Source organism: Synechococcus sp. PCC 6716, assembly GCF_022570815.1.
Lineage (GTDB): Bacteria > Cyanobacteriota > Cyanobacteriia > Thermosynechococcales > Thermosynechococcaceae > Thermosynechococcus > Thermosynechococcus lividus.
The window spans coordinates 24,221-45,685 of record NZ_JAKLTU010000037.1 but is presented as its reverse complement, the minus strand read 5'-3'; the positions used below and the strand labels follow the sequence as shown (position 1 = coordinate 45,685).

At 52.0% G+C, this 21,465-nt stretch carries 16 protein-coding genes, 1 pseudogene and 1 riboswitch; of the genes and pseudogenes, 7 read left to right on the top strand and 10 right to left on the bottom strand.

What is annotated here, in order from left to right:
- Positions 1–638: 638 nt before the first annotated feature.
- Positions 639–1,370 (top strand): serine O-acetyltransferase, encoded by a 732-nt coding sequence (gene cysE, locus L5220_RS12600; protein WP_499573992.1) that lies wholly within the window; start codon positions 639–641, stop codon positions 1,368–1,370.
- A gap of 88 nt (positions 1,371–1,458) precedes the next feature.
- On the opposite strand, the gene gpmI is transcribed toward cysE, so the two are convergent.
- Positions 1,459–3,057 (bottom strand): 2,3-bisphosphoglycerate-independent phosphoglycerate mutase, encoded by a 1,599-nt coding sequence (gene gpmI, locus L5220_RS12595; protein WP_499573991.1) that lies wholly within the window; start codon positions 3,055–3,057, stop codon positions 1,459–1,461.
- A gap of 1,104 nt (positions 3,058–4,161) precedes the next feature.
- Here gpmI and L5220_RS12590 point away from each other — a divergent pair.
- The 3 genes and pseudogenes from L5220_RS12590 (at position 4,162) to L5220_RS12580 (ending at position 7,860) form a co-directional block, all read left to right on the top strand.
- Positions 4,162–6,363 (top strand): argonaute PAZ domain-containing protein, encoded by a 2,202-nt coding sequence (locus L5220_RS12590; RefSeq protein ID WP_499573989.1) that lies wholly within the window; start codon positions 4,162–4,164, stop codon positions 6,361–6,363.
- A 794-nt stretch (positions 6,364–7,157) separates the two neighbouring features.
- Positions 7,158–7,241, top strand: a pseudogene (locus tag L5220_RS12585) (hypothetical protein); the annotation flags it as partial.
- A gap of 244 nt (positions 7,242–7,485) precedes the next feature.
- On the top strand, positions 7,486–7,860 hold the full coding sequence (locus L5220_RS12580; RefSeq protein ID WP_499573988.1) for a transposase: 375 nt from the start codon (positions 7,486–7,488) through the stop codon (positions 7,858–7,860).
- A 310-nt stretch (positions 7,861–8,170) separates the two neighbouring features.
- On the opposite strand, the gene L5220_RS12575 is transcribed toward L5220_RS12580, so the two are convergent.
- The 9 genes from L5220_RS12575 to L5220_RS12535 all read right to left on the bottom strand — a co-directional run bounded on the left by L5220_RS12575 (position 8,171) and on the right by L5220_RS12535 (position 18,454).
- Positions 8,171–8,638, bottom strand: coding sequence for a hypothetical protein (locus tag L5220_RS12575; RefSeq protein ID WP_099799682.1), 468 nt, complete (start codon positions 8,636–8,638; stop codon positions 8,171–8,173).
- 27 nt (positions 8,639–8,665) lie between these two features.
- Positions 8,666–10,273 carry a 2-isopropylmalate synthase gene (locus L5220_RS12570; protein ID WP_499573987.1) on the bottom strand — a complete coding sequence of 536 codons (1,608 nt, stop codon included), beginning with the start codon at positions 10,271–10,273 and terminating at the stop codon, positions 8,666–8,668.
- 75 nt (positions 10,274–10,348) lie between these two features.
- On the bottom strand, positions 10,349–11,374 hold the full coding sequence (locus L5220_RS12565; RefSeq protein WP_448514249.1) for a sirohydrochlorin chelatase: 1,026 nt from the start codon (positions 11,372–11,374) through the stop codon (positions 10,349–10,351).
- A 33-nt stretch (positions 11,375–11,407) separates the two neighbouring features.
- Positions 11,408–11,540, bottom strand: a riboswitch (cobalamin riboswitch).
- 63 nt (positions 11,541–11,603) lie between these two features.
- Entirely contained in the window at positions 11,604–12,590 is a 987-nt protein-coding gene (gene egtD / locus L5220_RS12560) for an L-histidine N(alpha)-methyltransferase (RefSeq protein WP_448525175.1), read from the bottom strand.
- 35 nt (positions 12,591–12,625) lie between these two features.
- Positions 12,626–13,294, bottom strand: a complete 669-nt coding sequence (locus tag L5220_RS12555; RefSeq protein WP_099799684.1) for an amino acid ABC transporter permease — start codon at positions 13,292–13,294, stop codon at positions 12,626–12,628.
- A 9-nt stretch (positions 13,295–13,303) separates the two neighbouring features.
- Positions 13,304–14,227 carry an ABC transporter substrate-binding protein gene (locus L5220_RS12550; RefSeq protein ID WP_499573986.1) on the bottom strand — a complete coding sequence of 308 codons (924 nt, stop codon included), beginning with the start codon at positions 14,225–14,227 and terminating at the stop codon, positions 13,304–13,306.
- A gap of 59 nt (positions 14,228–14,286) precedes the next feature.
- Complete coding sequence (gene infB / locus L5220_RS12545) at positions 14,287–17,112, bottom strand: translation initiation factor IF-2 (RefSeq protein WP_448526907.1); 2,826 nt, start codon at positions 17,110–17,112, stop codon at positions 14,287–14,289.
- Positions 17,113–17,322: 210 nt separating this feature from the next.
- A complete protein-coding gene (gene rimM / locus L5220_RS12540; protein ID WP_499573985.1) occupies positions 17,323–17,859 on the bottom strand; it encodes a ribosome maturation factor RimM in 537 nt (178 codons plus the stop codon).
- The gene (locus L5220_RS12535; protein ID WP_099799688.1) at positions 17,840–18,454 is read right to left on the bottom strand and encodes a precorrin-8X methylmutase; all 615 of its coding nucleotides are present in this window, start codon (positions 18,452–18,454) and stop codon (positions 17,840–17,842) included. Before L5220_RS12535 ends, rimM begins: the two co-directional genes overlap by 20 nt.
- A 166-nt stretch (positions 18,455–18,620) precedes the next feature.
- Between L5220_RS12535 and L5220_RS12530 the strand changes: the two genes are divergently transcribed.
- From L5220_RS12530 to L5220_RS12520, 3 genes are read left to right on the top strand one after another with little or no spacing between them, the layout of a single operon-like run.
- Positions 18,621–19,133, top strand: coding sequence for a CGLD27 family protein (locus tag L5220_RS12530; protein ID WP_499573984.1), 513 nt, complete (start codon positions 18,621–18,623; stop codon positions 19,131–19,133).
- A 39-nt stretch (positions 19,134–19,172) separates the two neighbouring features.
- Positions 19,173–20,120, top strand: a complete 948-nt coding sequence (locus tag L5220_RS12525) for an asparaginase (protein ID WP_499573983.1) — start codon at positions 19,173–19,175, stop codon at positions 20,118–20,120.
- A 13-nt stretch (positions 20,121–20,133) separates the two neighbouring features.
- On the top strand, positions 20,134–21,459 hold the full coding sequence (locus L5220_RS12520; protein ID WP_448526908.1) for a four-carbon acid sugar kinase family protein: 1,326 nt from the start codon (positions 20,134–20,136) through the stop codon (positions 21,457–21,459).
- Positions 21,460–21,465: the final 6 nt, after the last annotated feature.

Genomic DNA, 21,465 nt, shown 5'->3' with positions numbered 1-21,465 from the left:
AAGGWTTRAAMSGTGTCCCCGCCGTCACGCGTGCGKTTKSMYTCTGTTGCGATCGTCCTTCGGGGCGATCGAGGATTGAAACGTTAATAAGCGGCATGGTCGGTGGATACTGACGCCTCGTTGCGATCGTCCTTCGGGGCGATMGAGGATTDAAMSGTKYCCCCGCCGTCACGCGTGCGGTTGCCCTCTGTTGCGATCGTCCTATGCCTACGGCAGGCTTCGCCAACGGGGCGATCGAGGATTGAAACGTTAATAAGCGGCATGGTCGGTGGATACTGACGCCTCGTTGCGATCGTCCTTCGGGGCGATCGAGGATTGAAACAGACGGGTGTAGTCGCGGTTTAGCGCAGCGGCGTAGGTTGCGATCGTCCTTCGGGGCGATCRAGGATTGAAACGCTATTTCTATCCCAGGTGTATGGAACGGGCAGAAGTTGCGATCGTCCTATGCCTACGGCAGGCTTCGCCAACGGGGCGATCGAGGATTGAAACTGTACGCCTTAATAGATGAAAAGACTGTCTTATCTTATATTTTGTGTGCTTCTGGGCAGTGGATTCCCTTGGTGGCGATCGCCAACTGGGCAACAAATTGTTAAGATTAAAAATGCACAACGTTGCCAACCGCAGCGAAGGAGCTTGCTGTGCTAAGTGTCCTAAAGGCCGATTTTCAGATCATCTTTGAGCGCGACCCAGCAGCGCGCAACTGGCTAGAAGTTCTGTTCTGCTATCCGGGCTTACAGGCAATTGTCTTGCACCGCTTTAGTCATTGGTTATGGCGGCTTGGGCTTCCCTTTKTACCCCGTGCTCTGTCGCACTTAGCACGATTTCTAACGGGCATTGAAATTCATCCGGGCGCAACCCTTGGCAAAGGGGTCTTTATTGACCATGGCATGGGGGTTGTGATTGGCGAGACCGCAATTGTGGGCAATTACTGCCTGATCTATCAGGGAGTGACCCTCGGTGGTACAGGCAAGGAAACGGGCAAGCGGCACCCCACCCTTGGTGAAAATGTCGTGGTGGGCGCAGGCGCAAAGATCTTAGGCAATCTCACGATTGGCGATAATGTCCGCATTGGTGCAGGGTCAGTGGTGTTGCGGGATGTCCCCTCCGACTGTACGGTGGTGGGTATTCCTGGGCGGGTAGTGTATCGCGCCGGAGCCAAAATCGCCCCCCTAGAGCATGGCCAGCTACCAGACTCAGAGGCAGAGGCAATTCGCTACTTGCTAGACCGCATTGAACTACTAGAAAAACAGGTGCAGGCTCTACAAAATCAACAGCAAGAGCAGGAAAAGGTGCCAGTATTGGCGCAAGGTCGCAACTGTCGCCTCAGCGATCGCGCCATTGAGGAATTCTTAAACGGTTCCGGTATCTAAGCTGCTGACGTAGTGCCTCGTGACATCCTCCCGAGGCTGATCCTACGGCGATAGCGCGGGACGTATTGCTCCCCGAACCCCTCATTAGTTAAAGCTTGACGGAGAGGGGTGTACGGTTCAGGCGGCTTTCGTAGGGGGCGCTCACAATGAGCGATCGCCCTGTCATTTCCACTGGCTGGGGCAAGTCCAAAATTTCAAGAATTGTTGGTGCAATATCCGCTAAACAACCATCCTCCCGTAGAACAACCTGTGCGCCATGCCCAGGAATTTTACGTTTTTCGCCTTCTACAAGAATAAACGGCACTGGATTGGTGGTATGAGCAGTCCACGGATTGCCATCGGCATCAATCATATACTCAGCATTGCCATGATCCGCAGTGATGAGCAGGGTTCCCCCCACTTTTGTGGTCGCTTCAACAATGACCCCAACGCAGCGATCCACGGTTTCAATCGCTTCAATGGTTGCTGCCATTTGGCCAGTGTGCCCCACCATATCTGGATTGGCAAAATTCACCACCACAAGGGCATATTCTTGGGTTTCAATCGCCCCTTTCACAGCCTCGGTAACCGCTGCCGCCGACATGGCTGGGGCTTGATCATAGGTGGCCACCATCGGACTTGGGATTAAAATCCGGTCTTCCCCTGGAAATGGCTCTTCCAACCCCCCATTAAAGAAATAGGTGACGTGGGCATACTTTTCTGTTTCTGCGGCTCGCAGTTGTTTCAAGCCATGCTCAGCGATCACTTCCCCGAGAATATGGTCGAGGTTTTGCGGCGGAAAGGCCACACCACAATTGAAGCTTGCATCATATTGAGTCAGGGTGACAAAGGCTAGTGGCGTAATCAATTCCCGTTCAAAGCCACTAAAGTTGGGGTCAATGAAGGCTTGGGTTAGCTGCCGGGCGCGATCGGGGCGGAAGTTAAAGAAAATAAGTCCATCTCCCGGTTCTACCGCTCCGGGGGCAATGCGGATGGGTTGGATAAATTCATCCCCCAAGTTGTGGGCATAGGACTTCGTGGCTACTTCACTGGCACTGAGGGGCTGAATGTTGTCATTCTGGGTCATGACCCGGTAGGCGGCTTCGGTACGATCCCAGCGGCGATCGCGATCCATGGCATAGTACCGACCGCTCACCGTGACAACTTGGCCACACCCCATTTGTGCCAATCGTTGCTCCATCTCTGTCAGCACGCCAGCGGCATCCCGCGGTGGGGTATCACGGCCATCGGTAATCGCATGGATGCATACCTCGGCAATACCATAGCGTTTAGCTAACTCCACCAAGCCGTACAGATGCTCAATGTGGGAGTGAACCCCTCCTGCTGAACATAGCCCCACTAAATGTAACTTGCCATTGCGCTCTTTTAGGGTTTGACAAAGATTTGCCAGCACCGGAATGTCAAAAAGGCTGCCATCTTCCACAGCATCGGAAATACGCACCAACTCTTGAGGCACAATACGCCCTGCACCCAAATTTAGGTGCCCAACTTCAGAATTGCCCATCTGTCCTTTCGGCAACCCCACTGCTTTTCCAGAGGTATAAATTAGGGTGTGGGGATACGCGTGCCACAGACTATCCATCACCGGTGTTTTGGCGTTGGCAATTGCGTTACCATGGGAATCTTCGCGGTAGCCCCAGCCATCCAAAATCACTAAAACAACGGGCGCAACGGGTGACGATGCCATGGCAATGCCCTACCTTACTGCAAGTCTCTGGGAAACAGGATGAAATTTGTAACCTCGCAAATCATACCATTTCCAACTGTGGGAGACAAATCCCCGCCACACCCTACCTTGTATCAATTTTCGAAAAATTTGCTACACATAAAGAAAGATGGTATTGCCTAACCTCCCATGTCTGGAGTCCTCAAAAATCGATATTGCTGAATCCTCTGCAGAGCTAAAAGCGGTCTTGACCCAGCAGTAACGGGTCGCTCAACGCAGTTGGGTGCAAGTGCTGTGGTGGCTGACAACAGACCAAGCAACGAGTGTTGACCAATTAGACCAAATGAGTGGCTGCCATCGTACGACCGTGTCTCACTGGCTGAGTCAGCATCGAGCGAGTGGACTGGCGGCGCTGGGGCAGGTGACACCTCGCAGGGGGTGACCACGAGCGATTACGGGTGAGGGACTCGCGCCGCTGACGCAAGAACTGCAAAACCCAGAAGGCGTTAAGCGTTAGGGTGAAGTGCAACAGTGGTTAGCTGCGGTGCATAGGACGGTGCGCTATGGTCTCAACGCCACACTCAACGTGCCCCGTTCGGTGTCTGAGACGCACACGCTTGGGGCTGGCAAGTCCTTTCAGCAAACCTTGCAAACGGGTTAAACCAAACAGTGACACCGTAGTGGAACCTCTGACAGGTGCCTCGTGGATAGTCGAGTTCTCTCATCTGGACAGTTGCTGTTTTGAGCGGTTTGTACACAGCTTTGCGGCTCAGTTCCCCGATAATTTACAGCTGATATCAATTCTCTAAATCAATGCATATAGAGTATCGACAATCCAATCCCATTGAGTCAGCGATCGCAGAACCTCCGTAGAGAGACGACAGACCCATTGGGTAATGGAGCATTGCTGAATAGAGCTATGAATTACTCTCATCCCCAACCCTTCTCCCTAGGGAGAAGGGAGCTAAGATTCTTGTTCCCTCTCCGTTGGGAGAGGGCTAGGGTGAGGGCAGCAAAAGACTCAAACCCGAAAATCATACGTCTATTCAGCAACGCCCCCTAAGATTCACCACCTGTGGGTCTTGACATTGCTATGCTATAATCACTAAAAAGTTTGTACCCCCCATGAATCCCTTGGAAAACCTTCAGCAAACTTCAGTGGTACTTAATCGCTACCTCGTCAGATCTCTAGAGGAAAGAGATCTGACAATTCATGAGTATCAATGTCATTTCGAGCAACTCCCACAACAAGGCGATGAACAAAGAGCAATTGGCCGTATTTGTTATAAACTAGGAGTCACTGCAGTTAGATTAGGCAGTCGAATCATCACTAGAGAATTAGTTAGTCCTACAAAGATGAGAGGCGATGATTGGGAGTTATCTAAGATAGCTACCCGAAAACTAGACTGTAGTAATACTTACGAAAGAAAAGCCTTGGAAAGCCTTGAGCGTAGAGTTTTAGAGCAAGGGCTAAAAAAGTCCTTTAATAAAACTGAGATTGAAAAAGCCTCAGAAGGTGGACTGATTTGGTGGATTACAGGTCATGAGGGTGCAGAGAAATGTGGAGATGGTTGGGAAGTACACAGAGGGAGAAGAATAGATGTCGTTATTGACTCAGATGGCAACCTCTATCTAGAAATCGATATACATCATCGCTTCTATACACCTTGGACACTACATCAATGGCTAGAAGAGTATCCTGATATACCTATCAGTTATGTCAGGAACACATATAAAGACAAAAACAATAATTACACTAGTTGGCAGTACGAAGGAGTCTCTGACCAATTGCCGCAACAAGTCACGTTAGAAGGGCTGGATATGAGTTTGGCGGATTACCATCGTAACAATGGGGCTACTGACCTAGAAATAAATAATTCTCGTGTTGTGTTTGTTAAAAGAGCCAATGACTGGAAAGCAAAGTCTGTAGCACATCTATCTCAAAGGCTATCACCAAGCTTAACAATGGAGATGCTGGCAAACATTGCTGAAAACGGAAAAGACAGCGACAAAATCAAAGAAGTTTTTGAGTTCATCAGAAAAAGTTTAGATGTTCGCTTAAAGACATCTAAAGAGACCACACAGACAATCCTTGAGAAGATTTATAGAATCTCTGGCGAAGCTGAAGCTATAAGGGTAGATGGATATATCTTGCCAACAGTCAAACTACTGGCATTTAACGATCAGCAAGTAGATAAGGTTGCTAAAGTCCGATATAAGGGATGTGCTAGAGTAGGTGAAACAAGGTTTGGCTGTCTCAATCTTTACAATGGAAAGCATCAATATCCTGAAGAAGTACGTAAATGCCTGCTAGAAATAGCTAAGAATAGTTGTACAGAAGTAGACCTAGATTCATATCGAACACATCAGGATTTGCCTGAAAGTGAGCTAGACCAACAAATATTTTGGCAAAACTGGTCTGATGAAGGCATTAAAACAGTTTTGGTGGTCATGCCATGGTCACCCAATGAGCACAAACAAAAAATTAAGGTGCAAGCACTTCAGGTAGGAATAGCTACTCAGTTTATTGTGCCCACGCCAAAGGCAGACTCTTATAAAGCTCTGAATGTTGTTTTAGGACTTTTGTGTAAAGCTGGTTGGCAACCCATACGCCTAGAGCCTTTGGATCATCCTGATTATGCTGATCTAATTATTGGCTTTGATACAGGAACCAATCGAGAGCTTTACTATGGCACTTCTGCATTTGCAGTCCTTGCGGACGGGCAAAGCTTAGGATGGGAGTTGCCTGATGTTCAACGAGGAGAAACCTTTTCTGGAAAAGCGATTTGGCAAACGGTATCAAAGTTAGTTCTTAAATTTCATCACAGTTGCAAGCGTTACCCCAAAAAGCTACTTCTGATGAGAGATGGATTAGTTCAAGAAGGAGAATTTCAGCAAACTATAGAAGAGCTTGCAAAGAAAAATATAGCTGTTGATGCTGTCGGAGTTCGCAAAAGCGGTGCTGGCAGAATGGGGAAAGAGGATATTCATGCAAATGGGGAAGTGGTATACCGTGATGCCAAAATTGGTACCGTCATTTTTACTCCAAAAGAAAAGTCATTTACTTTAGTAACGAGTCAACCAGTTAATCAGAATATTGGCAGTGTGAGACCCCTTCGGGTAGTTCATGAATACGGAAATACATCTCTGGAAATGATTGCTTTGCAAACTTACCATCTATCTCAGATGCACCCTGCTAGCGGGTTTCGCTCCTGTCGCTTACCTTGGGTATTGCATCTTGCAGACAGAAGTAGTAAAGAGTTTCAACGCATAGGGCAGATTAGTATTTTGCAAAATATCAGTCGTGAAAAATTAATTGCTGTCTGACAATTATAGTAGAGATAACAGGTATTGTCGCTGCCCTCTTGCCTAGGGAAACAGATCACGTGTACTGTTGCTACATCACGGAACTGGCTTGACCTACAGTTAGCTTCGTGTCGTGGAATGTCCTATCCGTGTATGCGATAGGGTAGTTCACAGAAACGCTGAAAGTAGATACATAACTTTACATTTTTAGGTGATTGCCCCCATGAGCAACGGAGAAGAGCTTCACCTGATGGTAGCCTAAAGCCCATAGCAGCTTACTTATTAATGTGATAATTAATGTGATAACTGTCGAATCAATCGGACAGGTTTCATAGTCATCAACTGCCCTATCGCTGGCTTTTTCCCTTTTTTCCGCTTGACCAAACCCAGAACTTCCCGATATAAATCTTGGAAAGGTTTGAGGTTGCGCTGCTGATTTACCTTGGAAAAGGTAGATATATCCATTGGAAGTCCTCCCTGATGCAAACGCTTGAATAAATCTGGCATACTGCGGAGGCTCTGATCCAACGAAAATCCAAACCAACAACTGATAAACAGATGAGTATTGAGAACGCTGTAGTCCCGTGTAGAAAACTTCGATAGCAGTTCCTTGATAATCTTGGGAAAAGTAAATACCATACCGAGTATTCTTTGAGTAACTAAGCAAGTTGCCATAGAAACTTATAAAATAGTGAAAACTTCATCCCTTCTTACCATTCCATATGCCTGCTCCCTTGCAAGTCGAGTTAACCGTTGCGGAAGACATCACCCTACGAGAACTGAGTTGAGCCACCGAAGTCCCACGTCGAACTCGTCAACGGGCAATGGCTGTGCGTCTCAGCAGTGATGGGTGGCGGGTGGGGCAAATTGCTCGACATTTACACATGCATGAACCATGAACATAGTGTGCGACGTGCCATTCGCCAGTGGCAAACTGTGGGGCTCTATGGGCTGTAGGAGCAACGCCGTCGAGCAATGGTTGCAGGAAGAGCGGAGTGACACCAGTCTCCAACTGTGTCAGAAGCTAGCCACCGAACGCCAAGTCCACCTCAGCCAGCGCACAATGAGCCGCTTGCTGCAAAAAAGGGGTTCTGTTGGAAACGATTACGCTACAGTCCGCCTCCCCCCAAACAGCCAGAGTTTGTGAAGTCCAAACGCGCCGACTGGGAGATGCTCAAGCAGTGGGCAGTGGAAGGACTGGTGCGGGTGCTGTATCTAGATGAAAGTGGGTTTGAGAAAACAAGTCCCTTAACCTACAGCGATGTCAAACGTGGGCAGCAACACAGGATGGTCAAACCCCAGCGTCGCGGTCGTCGCATTAGCGTGCTGGGGGTTTGGCAACCGGGGCGGCAGTTTGACTACGGCATGGTGGTGGGAGGCTTCAACAGTGATCGCTATTTGACGTTGATGCACTGGCATGCCAAACGCGCCAAAGCGCAGTGGCAGGCAACTGGACAAATCACCGTGATGATTCAAGATGGAGCCTCGTTTCATCGCTCAACGGCGGTGCAAGCCTAGTAGTAACGATGGCAGGAAATGGGCTTATTCATCTTTTTCTGACCGCCACCTCAGATGAATCGCATTGATGATGAATGGTTGCATCTCAAGCGGCATAAATTGGGTTCTCGGTTGGTTGAGCAGGAATATGATTGAGCAATCACGCTGATAAATGTGATTGAGCAATGAGGTCAAAGGTGGGGCTATGGCGTTGAACGTTTTATATTTAATTCTGGCTGGCTACTTAGCCTGCGGCCTCTAAGCGGCACCCCATATAGGCAAGGGTGTAAAGCTTCTGTAGATTCCGAATGAAGCGTTGGCATCACTCCCTTCATCGGTGGCGATCGCGTCCAAACAACGGTTGCACCGGTGCTAGTCCGGCAAAAATACGCAACACTAAAACCGCATGGGCAAAAAATGTTAACCCCACCCAAAACAATGGAAACCAGTGCCAGCGATCGCCACTGAGGGGCGGAAACATCTGCTGCCCTAACCAGACTAACCCTGGCGGCAGGGTAATCAGTAACACACCAAGGACAATGGCCGTATAGGTCAGGGTGACAGGCGGCGTGTTGAGCGATCGCCACGTGGTGCCAGTCCACTGCCAGCGAAACACCATTGCCGTGTCTTCTAGGCGTGCCGTTTGATGGGTGAGGTCAATGCTGAGGATATGGCGGCAAAAATTACAGGCATAGGTGTCCATGAGCACCATAGGGGCAATCTGACCATGGCGACACACCGGACACAGATATACCCCCTCAGGCTCTAACAGCTTCGGTGAGGGAACCAACTCCGCCATAACATCCTTTAAGCTCTAGAACCTTCCTTACACTTGAGGATGCAACACCCGCTGCTCTAAACCACGGTAAAGCCGATTGAGGGCATTCATATAGGCTTGTGCCGAAGCCACAATCACATCGGTGTTGGCCGCATGACCGGAATAGATGCGATCTTCGTGCTGCAGGCGAATAGTTACTTCACCGATGGCATCGATGCCCGCCGTTACTGATTGCACTGAGTATTCAATAAGCCGGTTAGGAATTTGCACCACCCGGTTAATGGCACGATACACCGCATCTACAGGACCGGTGCCAATGGCTGCATCTGTGAGTTCTTCGCCGCTGGGGGTGCGTACCGTCACTGTTGCCGTAGGTCGGGCATGATCACCGCAGGAGACTTGCACAAACTCCAATTGGTAGCCCTGTAGATCGATGCCTTGGGTTTCGTCCTTGGCGATCGCCTCTAAATCCCAGTCGGTGATTTCCTTTTTCTTATCCGCCAGATCCTTAAAGCGTAAGAAGGCTTTGTTGAGTTCAGTTTCCGTTAATTCAAAGCCCAACTCCCGTAAACGGGTAGCGAAAGCATTGCGACCCGACAGTTTACCTAAAACGATTTGGTTGTCTGCCAAGCCAATTAGGTGAGCATCCATAATTTCGTAGGTGCGCTTGTTCTTGAGCACCCCATCTTGGTGAATCCCTGACTCATGGGCAAAGGCATTAGCACCAACAATGGCCTTGTTGGGTTGGATAAGCATCCCCGTTAGGTTGGAGACTAACCGCGAGGTTTTATAGATTTCGCGGGTATTGATATTCGTGAGGGGAGCCTCCGACTCAGCGGGGCGACCCAAGAAGGGGTTAAAGTACTGCCGCCGCACGTACAGCGCCATCACCAGTTCTTCGAGGGCAGCATTACCCGCACGCTCGCCAATACCGTTGATGGTACATTCCAGTTGGCGAGCGCCGTTTTTAACTGCCTCAAGAAAGTTGGCCACCGCCAAGCCAAGATCATTGTGACCGTGGACTGAAATGACCGCTTGCTGAATGTTCGGCACATTTTCCTTGATACCCTTGATCAAGGCTCCAAACTCTGCGGGTGTGGTGTAGCCCACCGTATCGGGAATATTGATTGTGGTGGCGCCTGCCGCAATCACCCGCTCAAGCACTTGGTACAGAAACTCGGGGTCAGAGCGGCCAGCATCCTCTGGTGAGAATTCCACATCCTCCACAAAGGATTTGGCGTAGGCAACCATCTCTGGGGCAATCTCTAGTACCTCGGCACGGGTTTTCTTGAGCTTGTACTCAAGGTGAATGTCAGAGGTGGCAATGAATGTATGAATGCGTGGATAGTAGGCCGGTTTTAAGGCGTTGGCTGCCGCTTCAATATCCGAGCGGGTGGCTCGTGCTAGGCCACAAATCACTGGCCCTGTTTCAGTGCCCACCACTTCGGCAATCCGCTGCACGGCTTCAAAATCTCCAAGGCTGGCAAAAGGGAAGCCAGCCTCGATAATATCCACCCCCAGCCGAGCCAGTTGACGGGCGATCGTGAGTTTTTCATCTACATTCAGTGCGGCTCCCGGAGACTGCTCTCCGTCCCGCAGCGTCGTGTCAAAAATCAAAACGCGATCAACCGTCTGGGGAGGATACTTTATCGCCATAAACAAGCCCCGTCCAAGCTTGAAAAAAGGGATCATTACCCCCTAGTCTAGCATTTTCCTTAGGTGGCCATCCCCCTAGGGAACCTGCCAAATCCGTTGATGGTAGCTGGGTAGATGATCTAAATTCACACTGGGGTGATGATGCCCGTGGGAATGAGACTCATGGTTATGGTTGTGATCGTGGTGGTGATGGTGGGAATGATCGGCACCATGGGCGATCGCCGCCAAACGAAATTTACAGGCTTCGCAATTCATGGCCACTTGGCCGGTGAGGGTTTCTATTTCCCGTTGCCGCGTTAAATAAAATAACTGCGGATGTAACCCAATTTCCGGCAAGTTAACGTATTCTACCGCCGGGTACTGTTGCTGGGCAGTAGCGGTCAGGGTATAGATTTTTTTCACCAGTGCGCCAGTGAACATAAAGTGGGGCAGGACAATCACCCGCTGCGGCTGATAGAGATTGGCGCGGGCAAACCCTACCTCTAGGCGGGGATGGGTAATACCAATAAAGCACACCTCAACGGTCTTGTAGCCACTACCTTCCCAGAGCATCCGCGCTAGCTTGAAGACATCGCCGTTGGCATCGGGGTCACTCGAGCCACGTCCCACCACCAGTAACACCGTGTCGTCGCGGCCAATGCCTCGGGGGTTAAATTCCGGTGAGTCGAGCATTTCAAGGCGCGATCGCCAGAGGGTGAGAATTTCAGGGGCAATGCCATAGTGGCGACCGTAGTGATAGCGCAACTGCGGCAACACTTGGCGAGCACGATCCAGTTCATTGGTCACATCAAACTTGTTATGGCGCGCCGCAAACAATAAAATCGGCAGTACCGACAGATCGGTGTAGCCCTCTACTGCACACTGGCTTAAAACTTCAAAAATCGAGGGTTGAGTCAACTCCAAGAAGCAAGGAAAGACCGGACGGCAAGGATCTAATTGATGATACGCATGGGCAAAGTCTAAAAATGCTTGGCGGCCTTGCGGATCCCGAGTGCCATGCCCCACCATCAGTAGCGGTCGGGGCTGGGGTAAGGGTGGTAAATCAACGGTAAAACTTAGGGGATTAAGAATTGAATCGTTGGGCTGAACAGTAACGACCACGCTATAACTCCATGCCTGTGCAACGCAGACAAATAGAGTGAACCGCAGTAGGTAGGCATTCTGGCTTAGGGATCGCTCCCCTCACAGCTGCGGCACAGCCCCAGATTTACACTGGCGTTTCCCTACAAACTGCTCTTCACGGTTAACCTTCCAATTTTAACGAGCGTATTGTGGCTCTGTCTATGCGGGGGGTGGGGAGTCGCTACCCCTTGGACGGCCTCCTGTGTGCTTAGCGGCAACACAAACACAGAGCAAACCAGTGGTTTGGATCGGTAAAGGCTCGAACCCACGTCAAGCCAGCTGCGACGAGGTCTGACCTTAGGGAATCCAGCCAAAACTTCCGCGAGATTTCTGTGAGGATGCTTTCCCCGGCGGCAATGTCACAGGTCAATTCTAGGGCAGTTAGGGTTACCGTCTGTGTGTTTTGGCTGTCAAGATACATTTCGATTTGCTGTGCCACTGGGTTATAAATAGCTCGATGATCGAAGGCCAATGGCTCGAAGTTGCCCTGAAATCGCCAGTTAAGGTGGCTAAGGATATTGCGATTAAAGGCAGCCGTAATCCCCTGAGCATCATTGTAGGCGGCAAGCAAAACTTTGGTGTCTTTTACTAGGTCAACTCCAAGGAGAAGGTAGTCACCGACATTGAGCACCCGGTACAGTTGGCTAAAGAAACGTTGGCACTCAACCGGTGACAGGTTGCCTAGGGTACTGCCTAAAAAACAGAGTAAGCGTTGCGGCGCAAGGGGTGGGGGTAAGTGCTCTAGGCCAACATCGTAGGTGCCTACAAGGCCATTGATCCACAGTTGGGGATAATCCTTCAGCAGCGCTATGGCACTAGTTTTGAGCATCGAGCCACTGACATCAATGGGACGATAGACAAGCTGAGGTTGTAGCTGGGCATAGGCGGAGAGTAAGTAGCGGATTTTGCGATCGCTGCCGCTGCCGAGCTCAATTAATTCACAGATGCCGGTCAGGGTGGCAATTTCTTTGGCGTGTTGACTCAGCAGCGCTAGTTCGGTGCGGGTGAGGTAGTACTCTGGCAGGTCAGTAATCTGCTCGAATAACCGCGACCCAACGGCATCATAAAAGTAGTAGGAGGGTAAATATTTTTGCGGTGAACAACTCAAGCCAGCAATGACATCTTGGCCAGCAGGATCGGTTTTAGAACCACTCAGGTAGGTCAGGTGTAGGCGATCGCCCACAGAAGGCAACATCAACTGGCTCCAGCAACTGGTAACAGAGGCAACCCCTAGGACATTCTAGCCTTTAGACGGTGTTCGATGTGCCGCCCCCACGCAGCGATCGGCAAACTCATCAACAAATACAGCACCAGCGCTAGGGCATAAAGGGGGAAGGGATGACTACTATGACGGATGATCCAGACCCGCAACACCGATGTCAGATCGACCCCTGCAATCACACTGACAATGGCCGAATCCTTGAGCATATAAATGAAATCATTGATCAGGGGTGGAATAACAATTTGCGCCGCCTGCGGCAAAATCACCCGCACAAACCCCTGCTGCTGGGTCATCCCCAAGGACAGCGCCGCCTCCCGTTGACCCGAATCCACGCCGCCCAGGCCAGCCCGAAAAACCTCTGCTTCGTAAGCGGCATAGTTAAGGGCTAGAGCCGTGACCCCTGCTGTCCACGCATTCACCCACGTTGCTAAATTGATCTGCGCTAAAACTGCCCCGACACCGTAGTACAGCAACAACAGTTGGGTGATCATGGGGGTACCGCGCATCACCTCAATAAATCCGGCAGCAGGCCAGCGCAAAAACAGGTAAGGGGAGGTGGTCATTGCTGCCAAGAGAATGCCAAGCACAATGGCGATCGGGAAGGAAATCGCACAGTAAATAAGGGTATTCAGCGCCCCCCGCAGAAAGGCCGGTAACGCCGCTTGGATTAACTCCATCCCCCACTCCTAAACAATGCCAATTTGCGCTTGCTGATCATTCCACAGTTTCCACTGCTCATAAATTCGCCGCAGGGTACCATCGGTCTTGAGAATTTCAAGGGCTTGATTGACCTCTATTTCTAGGGTTTTTACTTTAGGGCTGCTGGCATTGAAGGCAATGACGTAATTGTTCAGGAAAATTGGCACTCCAATGGGTTTTAGGGCTGGGTTGACCGTGCCGCCGGGGCCTGATCCCAAAACATAGTAGGCCACAATCGGAAAGTCCACCATCACTGCATCAATCCGTCCCTGCACTAGATCATCGAAGGGCAAGTTGCCGTCATAAGCGCGGGTTTTCAGGTTAGGGTCTCGCTCCAGAATTTCTTGAGCTTTGTAGCCAATGCCGGTGCCCACCGTCATCCCTGCCAAGTTGGCAAGGGTAACATCACTTGCAGCATCGTACTGGGCAAACCGCTCGTCATTCGTACGAACCACAATTTGCTGGCCGTAGCGATAATAGGGCTGGGAAAAACGCTGAGTGCGCTCGCGATCGGAGGTAATTTCCCAACCGTTGAGGATGAAATCAAAGCGATTGGCAGCTAAGGCGGCGGGTAACTGATCGTAGGCAGTTGCAACAAATACGGCCTTTACACCCATCAGTTTGGCGATCGCGTCGGCAATTTCCACCTCAAAGCCAATGAGTTGACTAGGATTGACCGGATCATAAAACACGTAGGGGGCACCACTGATGGCTTCGGCACCCCACGCCAGCGTGCCTGGGTTCAACAGCCCCTTACTAGAAACAACCCCTGCAGCAGACCTGCCCTCTTCCGTAGCGGTATCGAGATTACCGGCACAGCCCGTCAATAGGGATTTTGTGCCTGCTGCCAAAACAAAAGCCCCTGTCCCTTGAGCTACACGGCGCAAAAATGCCCGTCGTTGCAGTCCCATGCCAGTGTCCTCACGAACCTGAACAGTAGATCACAATCAATGATCAACTCTGCTTCAGTTTAGTTTTTCTCGCTACCGCTGCCAAGACTACGACGTTTTGTCACGGTTTGATAGGCGGCAATAATATCCCCCTCTTGCCACAGTTGGAAGTCGTCAAGGCGAACACCGCACTCGTACCCCGCAGCCACCTCACGGACATCGTCCTTCATGCGCTTCAACGAGCTAAGGATGCCAGTGTGCACAACGGCCTGCTGTCGCAGCACCCGCACCTTGCAATTGCGCACTAGCTTGCCATTGAGGACATAACAGCCAGCAACCGCCCCTTTGCTGAGGGGGAAGACAGCCCGCACTTCCGCTTGCCCGAGGTCTTCTTCGACGAGTTCCGGCTCTAACAACCCTTCCATTGCCCCTTGAATGTCATCGAGGAGCTTGTAAATAATGTTGTATTCGCGGATATCAACATTGTTTTGATCCGCTGCTTGACGCGCACCACTGGCAAGGGTGGTATTAAAGCCAATAATTACGGCATTACTGGCAGTGGCAAGATCAATATCGGTTTCTGTAATCTCCCCCGGAGCCGCTAGTAAAATGCGCAGCTGCACCTGATCCTGCGGAATCTGGTTCAAGGCCGCTAAGATGGCCTCTACGGAGCCTTGGACATCTGCTTTGAGGATGAGGTTCAGCTCTTTTAGCTCCCCTTCGCGGGCTTGATCTGACAACGAAGTCAGGGACACCCGCCGCGCCGTAGCTGCTTGAGCCAGACGAGATTGCCGCTGAGCCGCAGCACGCTCTTCGGCGATCGCCCGTGCAGATTTTTCATCACTAAAGACTTCAAACTCATCCCCAGCAGCAGGCACCTCTGCCAACCCTAGGACTTCCACGGCAAAGGAGGGGCTAGCGGTTTCCACCCGCTGGCCGCGATCGTCAATCATGGCGCGAACTTTGCCAAAACACGCCCCCGCCACCAAAATATCGCCAACTCGCAGCGTCCCGTTTTGCACAAGCAACGTTGCCACCGGGCCACGGGCACGATCTAAGTGGGCTTCAATAACGGTTCCCTTGGCTGGACGATCCGGATTGGCGTAGAGATCTTCAACCTCCGCCACCAAGAGGATCATCTCTAGCAGCGTATCAAGATTTTGTTGTTGCAAGGCGCTGACGGGCACCATAATCGTTTCGCCACCCCATTCTTCGGGGACAAGGCCAAACTCGGTTAACTCTTGCTTGACGCGATCGGGTTGCGCCGATTCTTTATCGATTTTGTTAATAGCGACAATGATTGGCACTTTTGCCGCTTTGGCATGGCTAATCGCTTCAATGGTTTGCGGCTGCACCCCATCGTCTGCGGCCACCACAAGAACGGCAATGTCCGTCACCCGTGCCCCCCGCGCCCGCATTGCAGTAAAGGCTTCATGACCGGGGGTATCTAAAAAGACGACCTGATGCTTCTCGCCATTTTGTTCCACATCCACGTGGTAGGCACCAATGTGCTGGGTAATGCCACCGGCCTCGCCTTGGGCAACCTTGGCATTGCGAATGGCATCCAAAAGGCTGGTTTTACCATGGTCAACGTGCCCCATGATCGTCACAACCGGTGGTCGCCGTTGCAAATGGTCTAGGTCACTGGACTCGAGCATTTCAGTGACCTTCGCGGCCTCGGCACTGTGGCTGGCGGTTTCTACGGTAATGCCTAGCTCATTGGCAACCAGTTCAATGGTTTCTACTTCTAGGGTTTGGTTAATGGTGGCCGCAATCCCCTTAAAGAATAAAATTTTAATGATTTCAGCTTCTGAGTGGCGCAGCAAACTGGCCAATTCTTGCACTGACATTGCCCCTTCAATGGTGATGCGCTCCGGTGGGGGTTCTGGGGCCGTTTCTTGGCGGCGATCGCGACTTCGGGGCGGTTTCTTCTCAGGGTGTTTTTCTGGTTTAGTGACTGGGGTGGCAGGGCGGCTAGTGCGTGCGGGCTTTGCTTTGGGGGGACGCTGTAGTGATTGACTTACATCCACGGTCACTTGGGGCAGACCCACCAAACGGCTACTTAGCTCTAGCTCATCATCGTCATCAATAGTTTCTTCCCGTGGCTTCAGGCTCCGCGGCAGCTTCCGCTTGTTGTCTTCCTCTTCAAGATCTTTATTGCGATGCCGATCTTTAATGACTTTGTTGATGGTTCGGGTATCCAAGACCTCAATCCCTGACTCCTCGGGGGGCAGTTTCGGTGGAGTGGGGGAGCGCAGCACTGGTGCCACGGGTTTTGGCGGCGGTTGCAGTTCGGGCAGGGCTGGCTTGGGTGCCATTTCTGGCTTGATGGGTGGCGCCGGACGACGGACAATTTCAATGCGATCTTGACTATGAACCTTGGGTACGTCTGCGACTTTCTCTTTTTTGGGAGACTCTTTGCGCGGTGGTGCCGGTTTCTCGGCTTTTTGGGGACGTGCTGGGGGTGCTACGAGAGCAGGGGCTGGCTTGGGAGGAGCAGGCTCTGGCTTGACGGGGGTAGGAACGGGTTTAGGAGCCTCAGCCCGTGCTTGCTGAGGGGGGTGGGGGCGCACCGGAGCTTTGGGACGGCTGGGAGGTTGCTGCAACTGTGGGGAAGCAGTCGCTGTGTCTGGGCGGGGTTGGGTGTGAACTGCAACAATTTGCTGGTTTTTAGGAGCAGTATTTGTTTTGACTGGCCCTGGGGGGGAGGCCACTTTTTTGGGTGGGGTTGGCTCAGGGGTATAGGTTTTAGCAGTTTCGCGAATGCGATCGGCATCGACATCAGAAATGGTACTGCTGTGACTTTTGTAGGGAATGCCCAAGCGATCGCAGATCGTGAGTAACTCGCGATTGTCTAGGTTTAATTCTTTAGATAGGTCATAAATACGTACTTTACCAATGCTCATGCTGACTCTCAAAATATCTGACGGCGATAATAGTTGTATGGCGGTAGGGCAATCGCTAGGGACTGCGCAGGTCAGGGCTACCGCAATGTAGGGGGAGTTAAAACTTTTTAAGGGGTTGGTTGGGGCAACTCACTCAGCAGATTCTCAATACTAGGGGCAAAATAAATAAAACCAAGTAAGTCTATTATTAACGATTTCGGGGGAGAATGATCAGGGGAGCAAGCCCAAAGGCGGATCAATTTCAATCCGTTGGCGGTCTAGGTCAATCTGAGTAACAATGGCGGGCACAAAAGGAATATACACATTCGCCGCCTCTGGCAGCGCTACCTCCAGCAAGTCATTGCCAGCACTGACTAACCCTACCACCTGACCCACATACCGATCGCCTTGGTAAACCCTGAGGCCAATTAAATCCATCAGATGGTACTCGTTGGCCGCCAGCGGGGGGCGATCGCTGGCAGGTACTAGCACGTCTGCTCCCTTGAGGTGCTCGGCAGCGGTGCGGTTGTCAATTTCCGCAAAGGCGACAACAAACTGTTCGGATCGGGGTAAAAAGCGCCCTCGCACCAGCGTCACGGGGGCGGGTTCCTCGCGGTAGGTGTGGCGCAGCCAGCGTTGCCCGGGGATGGTAAAGCGCTCCGGAAAATCGGAAAATGCTTTGATGCGCACCTCACCCCGCAAGCCATGGGCAGCCACCACTTGGCCAATACACAGCCATTCAGAGGGGTCAGGGGTTGGGTTCACCATAGGCTGTCCATGCCAACTGAATCAGGCCATTCACGATTGCTGTAGCCACAGCCACCCCTCCCTTACTGCCTTTGATCGTAATATGGGGCACCCACGACTTTTGTAAGCGATCCCCAATGGGGGGTAAAAAATTGGGGGCAGCATCGATAATGAGGGCGGGTCGAATCTCTTGGGCTTCCACCAACAGCAGCAGCGGCTCAAGGGCAGAATAATCACTACTAATGACAAAGATGGCCGTTGGATGCCGACGGGCTAAGGTTTCCATGCCAAAGGCAATGCGTGACTTTTCCTGCTGCGGTCGCGTAAAGGTTTCGGCACCGCAATAGATGGGGTTCGCAAAGCTGTCTTGAGTTTGAGGGAGCAGTCCCACCTGCACCATGGTGACATCCACAACAATGGGGACGTGGGCTGCCAGTGCCGCCACTCCCGACTGCAACGCCTGCTCTGAGTACCGAATGAGATGGAGGTATTCCAGATCTCCAGTGGCATAGACCACCCGCCGGACAACGTCGTACTCTGCTGGACTGAGGTTATGCCCAGCCAAAAGCTGATCGATCAGTCGAAGTTGAGCCACGTCGGCCTGATGCCATTCCATGCAGACTTACCGCAAAGGGGAAAGGACTAATCACTATAGCAACAAACGTCTCGCCTCACTAGCGTAGGCGTGTTGGGTGCCATCCCCTAGTTTACGGGCTGAGGGCAGCGTTTCATCCACTCGTGAATCGATCCACGATCCCAAAGAGACTGGTATGCTGGAGGCAGTGTCTTCACATTTTGCCACTGTGTCTCAAACGCTCTGTCCTGTTCCGGCGGATCAGCGACCGATTAACGAGTACCGCGATTTACAAGGGTCGTGGTTTTTTGGCTGGTCTATGTGGCCGTTGCCCCGCTTTCAACGCCGTTTAGCACTGCTTTGGGGGATGGCGGGGGTGGTGAGTGGGCCACTGGCGATCGCCAGCATGACAAGCCAAGCAGCACCCGCTAAGGTGGCAGTGGCGGGGGTACTTGGAGCAAACCTCTTCGTGTTACTGGTCGTTGTGCGGTTAATCTTAGGCTGGCTCTACGTGGGCGATCGCCTGCAACGCCCCACCGTCATCTACGAAGAAACAGGGTGGTACGACGGTCAAGAGTGGCCAAAGCCAGAAGCAGAACTCGCTCAAGATCGGCTGATTTACACCTACGAGCTACGGCCCATTTTGCAACGGTTACGGGTTACCTTGATCATACTCCTTCTCTTTTCCGTTAGCCTGATTGGGCTTTGGGGCTGGTTGTAGTCCCTGCAATGTTTTATGGTGTCCTAGAATTAATAACCTATGGCGAAACGAACCCAGTCCCCTCCTCTTGAGGTCTGTTTATTACGGGAAGGAATTATTGAATCCAAGCATCATGCCCATGGGGTTGTGTGTGATGCCCGCGGGCGTATCCTTGCCTTGGCGGGCAATGCCGAAACTGCCGCCTTTATTCGCTCAGCTCTAAAACCCTTACAAGCCTTGGCGGTGACCACCACTGGCACCATGGAGCGGTTTGACCTCAGCGATCGCGACCTTGCAATTATTTGTAGCTCTCACCAAGGGCGCATTGAGCAAGTGCGACAGGTCTTTAATATTCTGTGGCGCGGCGATGTTGATCCCACTGCCTTGCAATGTCCGGTGCCCCAAGGGCGGCAAGGGGCATTAGCCCATAACTGTTCTGGCAAGCACGCAGGGATGCTCGTCGTCTGTCAGCAACGCAACTGGCCTTTGGGCAGCTATTTGCACAAAAATCATCCGGTTCAACAGCTAATTTTGACTAAAGTTGCAGAACTGTTGAAAATGCCCGCAGCAGAATTCATCTATGCCCACGATGACTGCGGTGCCCCCACCTACTTGATGCAGTTAGTGCAAATGGCCACCCTCTACGGTCAGTTAGCCTCCGGCAATGACTGGGCGATGGAGCGCGTTGTACGAGCCATGACCCACCATCCGGATTTTGTGGCGGGGGCGGGGGAGTTTGACAGCGAACTCATGCGCCTCACGGAAGGGGAAGTGCTGAGCAAATCCGGTGCCGAAGGGATCCAATGCCTTGGCCGGGTTGGGGAAGGGATGGGGCTGGCCATCAAAGTCACTGATGGTGCTAAGCGTGCGAAGTATGCTGTCGCCATTCAACTGCTGAAACAATTGGGCTGGATTACCCCTAGTGTGGCAGAAGCCCTTGGAGAGCAGTTCCTAACGCTGAATCAGTTTACCCGCCTTGAGGTGAATGGCGAGCTAACCTTCGCTTAGGGGAATAATAATCATGGCTCAACCTAAAATCATTGTGCTAGACGATGACCCCACCGGCTCCCAAACCGTTCATAGTTGCCTGCTGTTGACCCGCTGGGATGTGGACACCCTCTGCACGGGGTTAACCGATAGTGTCCCCATCTTTTTTATCCTCACCAATACCCGCGCCTTACCGGCGGTTGAGGCGGCTGAGGTCACGCGCACCGTCTGCCGTCATCTGAAGCAAGCGTTGGCGCTAACAGGAGTCAGCGACTATATCGTGGTTAGCCGCTCTGACTCAACCCTGCGGGGGCACTATCCCCTTGAAACCGATGTCATTGCTGCGGAGCTAGGACCGTTTGATGCCCATTTTCTGGTGCCAGCCTTTCTGGAGGGGGGACGCATTACCCGCAACAGCCAGCATGTTCTGATGGTTGAGGGGCAGCCTGTGCCAGTGCATGAAACGGAGTTTGCCCGGGATTCAGTGTTTGGCTATCGCCATAGTTATCTGCCGGAGTATGTGGCGGAAAAAACGGCAGGACGCATTCCTGCAGCGGCAGTGGAGCGCATTTTACTGCCAGATCTGCGCAGTGCTGGGTTGGCTCAGCGGTTAGCACGCTTGACGGGGAATGTCTGTGGGGTTGTGGATGCCGAAACCCAAGCGGATCTGGATCAGTTTGCTGCTGCCGTTCTTGAGGTTGCCAGTGGCGGCAAGCGGTTTTTATTTCGCAGTGCGGCGAGCTTACTCACGGCATTGGCTCAGTTACCGCCGCAGCCGATCCCACCGGAGGCGATGGCGACCTATTGTCGCCCCGGGCGGCGCGGCGTGGTGCTGGTGGGTTCCCACGTCCGTAAAACCACCGAGCAGCTAGAGGTGTTACTCTCAGAACCCGATATTGCCCCCATTGAAGTGCCGGTTGCTCCCCTCAAAGACAGTGCCACCGCAGAAGCGCAGATTATTGCCACGGTGCTAGAGGCGGTGAACGGTGCCGTTGCGGCGGATCAAACACCGGTGATTTTCACCAGTCGGCAGGAGCTGACCTTTGCGGATGCGGCTACACGTCTTGCCTTTGGCCAGCGGGTGTCTGAGGTGTTGATGGCTATTGTGCAGCAGTTACCTACAGACCTACGCTTTTTGATCAGTAAGGGGGGGATTACCTCTAACGATGTGTTAAGTAAGGGCTTGGCACTGCCGACGGTACGGCTGTTGGGGCAAATTTTGCCGGGCTGTTCGGTGGTGCGCACTGGTGCTGATCACCCTCGGTTCCCCAATTTACCCGTGGTGCTCTTTCCGGGGAATGTGGGCGATCGCCAAGGGTTGGCCACGGTTTATCATCGCTTGCATTGTGCAAAGGGCTAATTATGG